Origin of the sequence: Pseudomonas sp. (genome assembly GCF_037994325.1) — a bacterium.
GTDB lineage: Bacteria > Pseudomonadota > Gammaproteobacteria > Pseudomonadales > Pseudomonadaceae > Aquipseudomonas.
The window spans coordinates 1-5,388 of record NZ_JBBNAH010000349.1 but is presented as its reverse complement, the minus strand read 5'-3'; the positions used below and the strand labels follow the sequence as shown (position 1 = coordinate 5,388).

The following is a 5,388-nucleotide window of genomic DNA, read 5'->3' as shown; positions in this document are numbered from 1 at the left end:
CCTTTGATAAACGAAATGTACTGCTTGGACTGCTTGTTGTTCTGCCACTCCGACAGGTTAATGCGCGCCGCCAGGTGCAGTTGGCCGAGGTCCAGGTGTTTGGCCGGGGTGACATCCAGCGCGGCGTTTACCGCGACGCCTTCGCTGTGGTGCAGCAGGGCGATGGCCAGGTAGTCGGTCATGCCTTGCTGGTAGTGGGCAAACAGTACGTGGCCGCCGGTGGAGAGGTTGGATTCCTCCATGAGCTTTTGCAGATGCTCCACGGCCTGACGGCTAAAGCTGGTGAAGTCTTGATCGCCGGCCTGGTATTGCTGCAACCAACCACTGAACGGAAATGCCCCCGACTCGGCCTGAAAGAAGCCCCAGGCCTTGCCCTGCTTGGCGTTATAGCTTTCGTTGAGGTCGGCGAGCATGTTTTCGATGGCCTGCGATTCGGCCAGCTCGCTGCTGCGGGCGTGCAGAACGGCTGGAGTGCCGTCGGGTTTTTTCTCGATCAGGTGGACGATGCAGTGGCGAATGGGCATGGCGGTCTCGTTCGAATTTCAAAGCGGCGCGCAGTTTACCCGACGACTTCGGTCTGGGTCGCCCTTCGCCGCTGTAAGGCTTGCAGGCGTTCGATCATATAGCGCAGGTGCATGTGCAGTTCGTACAGCTCGTTGGAGTAGGACAGCGGTACTTCCACCCGCGCCAATTCGTCCTCAAGCCCCTCCAGGCGGGCGATTTCGGCGCTGAGGTCGCTGGGTAGTTTGCCTTTGTACAGCTGTTGGTCGATCTCGCGCAGGTGCTTGTACCAGCGATAAATCCGCGCGCGAATGCGCCACTGGTAGATCGGCCCAATCGCCTTGAACAGCGGGAACAGCAACACCAGCAAGGGGATGGCCAGAATGATGTAGCGGTCCGCCAGGCTGGCGATGCGAAACGGCAGGTAGCGCTGCAGAATCGGCAGGCCTTTTTTGTAGTAGTAGTCGGCTTCGTCCAGGGTATACAGCGACAGCGGTGGCGGCGCTGGGTAGCTGCCGGCCGGGTCAAGCAGGCTGCCGTTTTTCAGTACGGTTTTGGCCGCTTCCAGAATCAACGCGGTGAGCGAGGGATGGAAGTTTTCGCCGCTGACCAAGGTGGCCATCGGGCCGATGGTGACGATGTCGTGGTCGGGGGTGTTTTGCGCCATATTGAGCATGCCTTCGCCGACCTCCAGTTTGCTCAGGTAGGGCAAGCGGGCGAGGTAGGCATCGGTGCGGCGCAGGCTGACCAAGTGCAGATTGGGGTCGGCGGCCAGGCGTTGGATCAGCGGGTTTTCGGCGGGGCCGACAAAGAATGCGGCATCCAGCTCACCCGCCATCAGCGCATCGGCAGCTTTGCCGCCGCCCAAGGGTTGCCAGGTGCTTGGGTACTGCGCCGGTTCGATGCGGTTGGCGGCAAATAGCGCGGCGGTGACTGCCTGGGTGCCGCTGTCTTCGACGCCGATGGCCACGCGCATTGTCATCAAGTCGGCGAGGCGATCGAACGTGGCCGCTCTGCCGAGAAATAACCACAACGGTTCGCGGTACATCACGCCTAAGCCTGCGAGCTTGTCGCGCTGCTCGGCAGCGATGCTGAACTCCTGGCCGCTCTGTACCAGAGCCAATTCCACCTCGCCCTTGGCCAGCTTATTGAGGTTGTCTTGCGAGCCTTGGCTTTGCACCAACTCCAGGGTGAAACCCTGTTTCGCCAGCTCGGTTTTCAGCCGTTCGGCAAAGGCGTGGTAGCCACCACCAGCGCTGCCGGTGGCCAAGCGGGCATGCATGGGCGGTGGTGGGGCGACAAAGTAGAAGAGGGCGCCGACCAGGGCGGCCACGACGGGCACGATCCATAGGTTGGTCAGCAACATAATCTTTAGGTCGCGCAGGATTCTTCGCATTGCAGTTCCTTGGCGGTGCTCTGAGTGCATAGAGCGTAACCGCCAAGACGACATTTCGCCTGCGGTTAATGCGCCGAACGTGGCGAGGTCGGCGCGCGACGGCTGCGAATATAGTCCAGCGCCGCCAAGGCCAGTAGCAGGCCTACGGCATACCAGGCGTCGTTACCCAGGGCGACCATCACCAGGGCACAGAGCAGCGCGCTAAACGCCGCCACCCAGCGCCACACGCCTTTTAACAGCACCCAACCGGCGGCCATGCTGAACAGATAAATCAGCACAAAGTTGCCATTGGCATAGCGGATGAGTTGGTCAACCGACAGTTGCATCACCGCCGCCAGGCTGGCGCACAGGGCGCAGATAATCACCACCAGCAACAAGGCGCGAGCCGGCACGCCATGGTGGTTACGCTGGGCCAGCGGGCGCGGCAGTTTGCCTTCATCGGCCAGGCTCCAGATCAGCCGGGCAAAGCCCTGTACATACACATTCATCGAGGCAAAGCAGGCCAGGTAACCGATCAGCGCGCTAAGCCAACGGGCCTTGGCACCGAACAGTTGGTCGAGCATACGTGGCAAGGACGCGGCATCGGTCTGCACATCGCCATAGGCATGAAAACTCAGCACCGCCAGCGAGCAGGCCCAATACACCAGGCCGGCAAGCAATACGCCGAGCAGCAGGGCGAGGGGGAAATCACGTTTCGGGTGTTTGAATTCTTCGCCCATATGGGTGAAGGCTTCGATGCCAACAAAACACCAGAACATCACCCCGAGCGCGGCGGGTAGTAGATGCCACGAACCGCTCAGTTCCGGCAGCAAGGGTTGATTGGCGTGGGGCAAATCACCGGCCCACCAGATCAAGCCGACGGTGGCAATAATCGCCAAGGCAATTGCCCCCTGCACCATGCCCGAGGCTTTTGCCGGGCGTTGGCCGAGCAGCAACATCGCGCCAAGGGTGGCGAGCTGAATCAACAGCGCTTCGCCGCGGCCGATGGGGAACAGCGCTTGGAAAAAGCCCGTGGAAATATTCAGCGCCGCGGGCAAACCCACCGGCAACACGGCGAGAAACAGCAGCGCGCTAATGCGTTCCATACGTGGCCCAAAGGCGCGGCCAATCAAGTGCGGCGCACCGCCGGCATGGGGGAAGTGCCGACCCAATTGGGCAAAGGTAAACGCCACCGGCAACACCAACACAATGAGCACCAACCAGGCCCATAACGAGGCGCCTCCGGCGGCGGTTGCGGCCAGTGCCGGCACCACAAAGATTCCGGTGCCCAACAGCGAAGTACTTAACAGGCCGATGCCCTGCAACAGGCTCAATTCTTGGTTCAAGCGACTCATGGGGTATGCTCTGCAATCCGTCGTAGCCCATGGTAAGTCGGCCGTGATTTATCCGGTTCCGGCGAACTGACGGCATTGACCGGCAAAGTGGCGCCAATCGCCGTCAACCTGTTTTGCGTGAGAGTGTCAGTGGATAAGTTCGATCAGCAGATCATCGCCCTGTTGCGTGCCGACGCCCGTTTAACCGTTAGCCATATCGCCCGCGAGATCAACCTCTCGCGCTCGGCCGTGGGCGAACGTATTCGCCAACTGGAACAAAGCGGCACCATCCAGGGCTACCACGCGCGCATCGCCGAACCGCAAGGTGCTGCGGTAAAGGCCTACCTCGAACTGTTCTACAGCGGTGCGCGCTGCGAAGGCTACGTCGAACGCATGCGCGCCTACCCGGAAATCCGCCGGTGCAGCGGCATCAGCGGCGAGACCGACATGCTGGTGTACATCGAAGCCCCCTCCATGCAGCGCCTGGCCGAAATTCGCGGCGACATCGAAAACTTCACCGGCATGCAAAAAGTTAAAACTCATATGCTGGTTAAGGATTGGACGTTCTAGCGTCTGGCCCATTACCGCTTGGTGCGCATAGCACACCCTACGGGTCGTAATGCGCTCAGCGGCGCAGGTACGCGGCGAAGTCGATATCGCCGGCGGACAAAATCGCTTGCACGCGGTTATGCACGTTGAGTTTGTGCAGGATGGCGGAGACGTGGGCTTTTACTGTGGTTTCGGCAATTTCCAGGTGGTAGGCGATCTGTTTGTTGGATTCGCCTTTGGTCATGCGTTCCAGCACCAACAGCTGTTTGCGGGTTAGCGCTTGCAGCAGTTCGGGGGCAAAGCTTGGGGCATCGTTTTGGCGGTGGCGGGTGGGGTTTTTCTGCGTGCGGATGATGTCGGAGGGCAGGTACACCTGGCCGTTGAGGATCTGCTCGATGGCTTCGGTCATCTGCACGCGCGGTGACGATTTGGTGATAAAGCCCACTGCGCCATAGGTGATGGCTTGCAGCACGATTTGTTTGTCTTGCTCGGCGGAAACGATCACCACCGGAATGGTCGGCGCCTCGTTGCGCAGGTTGATCAGGCCGTTGAGGCCGTGCATGCCGGGCATATTCAGGTCGAGCAAAATCAGGTCGAGGTCGTCGTGTTCCTGGGTCAGCAGCAAGGCGCTGTCGAGGTCGGCGGTTTCCATCACCTCGGTGCCGGGGAAACCATCGGTAATGACGTTATGAATGGCCTCGCGAAACAGCGGGTGGTCGTCGGCAATCAGAATTTTGTACATGGCCAGCACCTGCTTTTTTATCGTTATAGGGGCTTAGGGGAACGCTTGCGGCTGCGCGGGGAGTAGCGGTAAGCCGGCTTGTCCCCAGGCATCAATGCCGTCACGGTACCAATAGAGGTGTTTGTAGCCTAGCGCGTAGGCGCGCTTGATGGCGTTCCAGCTCGCCCAGCAGTCGGCGCGACAGTAGAACACCAAGGGGCGCTGCTGATCGCCTTCGCTAAGGCGCTGCAAATTGTCGCTGAAATAGGCTTGCCAGGGGCCGTCCAAATCACCGTTGCCGGTATTGGCCAGCCATACGCTGCCGGGCAGGTTGGCGTGGGGCTCGTCCTCAATAAATTGGCCGTTTAGCCAGGTGCGGCGATACACATCCACCAGCCGTGTGGCCGGTTGGGCTTTGAGCAGTTGTTGCAGGGCGGCGGTGTCGAGGGTTTGTGCATGCTCGGCCGTTGCCGGTGTGGGGCTGCGGTATTGCGTGATGCGGTAACCGTCAGTGGAAAACAGCGCGGGGTTGCTGTCGGCGGCCTGGCAGGTGGCGGCCAAGAGTCCGAGCAGCACGCAGGCGGACGTGTGCGAAAAGCAGCGCATGGCATGTGGTCTCATTTATTTTTATGCGGCCATTACAGGCCAGATGCCATGCGTTGGGAATTGGACGTTGAGCGGGTAGAACCAGTACCAAAGTAGTAGGGGGAGCAACGCGGTCCGTAGGGTGTGCTGTGTGTTCAGCCGGGAGACATAGGTAACAGGTGTCGGGAGACATAGATAACGCATTTAGGCTTAGGCAATCCTTCGAATCGGGAGATCGAGTGATGCCATGGTCGGAGCGAAGCACTATGTCGATTAGACGCGAGTTTGTTCAGTTGGCAGAGCAGCCCCAGAGCAACATACGG

Annotated in this window: 6 protein-coding genes; 1 reads left to right on the top strand and 5 read right to left on the bottom strand. The window is 60.1% G+C overall.

What is annotated here, in order from left to right; genetic code table 11:
• From AAAB16_RS11820 to yjeH, 3 genes are all read right to left on the bottom strand, one after another.
• A partial coding sequence (locus AAAB16_RS11820) for a nucleoid-associated protein (protein WP_340663489.1) occupies positions 1-524 on the bottom strand: 524 nt, incomplete at its 3' end.
• Between the two features lie 35 nt (positions 525-559).
• Complete coding sequence (locus AAAB16_RS11815) at positions 560-1,897, bottom strand: TAXI family TRAP transporter solute-binding subunit (protein ID WP_340663488.1); 1,338 nt, start codon at positions 1,895-1,897, stop codon at positions 560-562.
• Positions 1,898-1,962: 65 nt separating this feature from the next.
• Positions 1,963-3,231 (bottom strand): L-methionine/branched-chain amino acid transporter, encoded by a 1,269-nt coding sequence (gene yjeH, locus AAAB16_RS11810; protein ID WP_340663487.1) that lies wholly within the window; start codon positions 3,229-3,231, stop codon positions 1,963-1,965.
• Positions 3,232-3,360: 129 nt separating this feature from the next.
• Here yjeH and AAAB16_RS11805 point away from each other — a divergent pair, with 129 nt between their 5' ends.
• Positions 3,361-3,780, top strand: coding sequence for an Lrp/AsnC family transcriptional regulator (locus AAAB16_RS11805; protein WP_110616782.1), 420 nt, complete (start codon positions 3,361-3,363; stop codon positions 3,778-3,780).
• A 55-nt stretch (positions 3,781-3,835) separates the two neighbouring features.
• Here the strand turns inward: AAAB16_RS11805 and AAAB16_RS11800 are convergent, their stop codons facing one another.
• Together AAAB16_RS11800 and AAAB16_RS11795 are read right to left on the bottom strand one after the other, a co-directional pair.
• The gene (locus AAAB16_RS11800) at positions 3,836-4,501 is read right to left on the bottom strand and encodes a response regulator transcription factor (RefSeq protein ID WP_340663486.1); all 666 of its coding nucleotides are present in this window, start codon (positions 4,499-4,501) and stop codon (positions 3,836-3,838) included.
• Between the two features lie 33 nt (positions 4,502-4,534).
• Entirely contained in the window at positions 4,535-5,086 is a 552-nt protein-coding gene (locus AAAB16_RS11795; protein WP_340663485.1) for a PQQ-dependent catabolism-associated CXXCW motif protein, read from the bottom strand.
• Positions 5,087-5,388 lie beyond the last annotated feature (302 nt).

What these genes read in the sequence shown, in the direction of transcription:
- yjeH (WP_340663487.1), bottom strand. Translation starts at nt 3,231, where the DNA reads ATGAGTCGCTTGAACCAAGAATTGAGCCTGTTGCAGGGCATCGGCCTG.
- AAAB16_RS11795 (WP_340663485.1), bottom strand. Translation starts at nt 5,086, where the DNA reads ATGCGCTGCTTTTCGCACACGTCCGCCTGCGTGCTGCTCGGACTCTTG.
- AAAB16_RS11800 (WP_340663486.1), bottom strand. Translation starts at nt 4,501, where the DNA reads ATGTACAAAATTCTGATTGCCGACGACCACCCGCTGTTTCGCGAGGCC.
- AAAB16_RS11815 (WP_340663488.1), bottom strand. Translation starts at nt 1,897, where the DNA reads ATGCGAAGAATCCTGCGCGACCTAAAGATTATGTTGCTGACCAACCTA.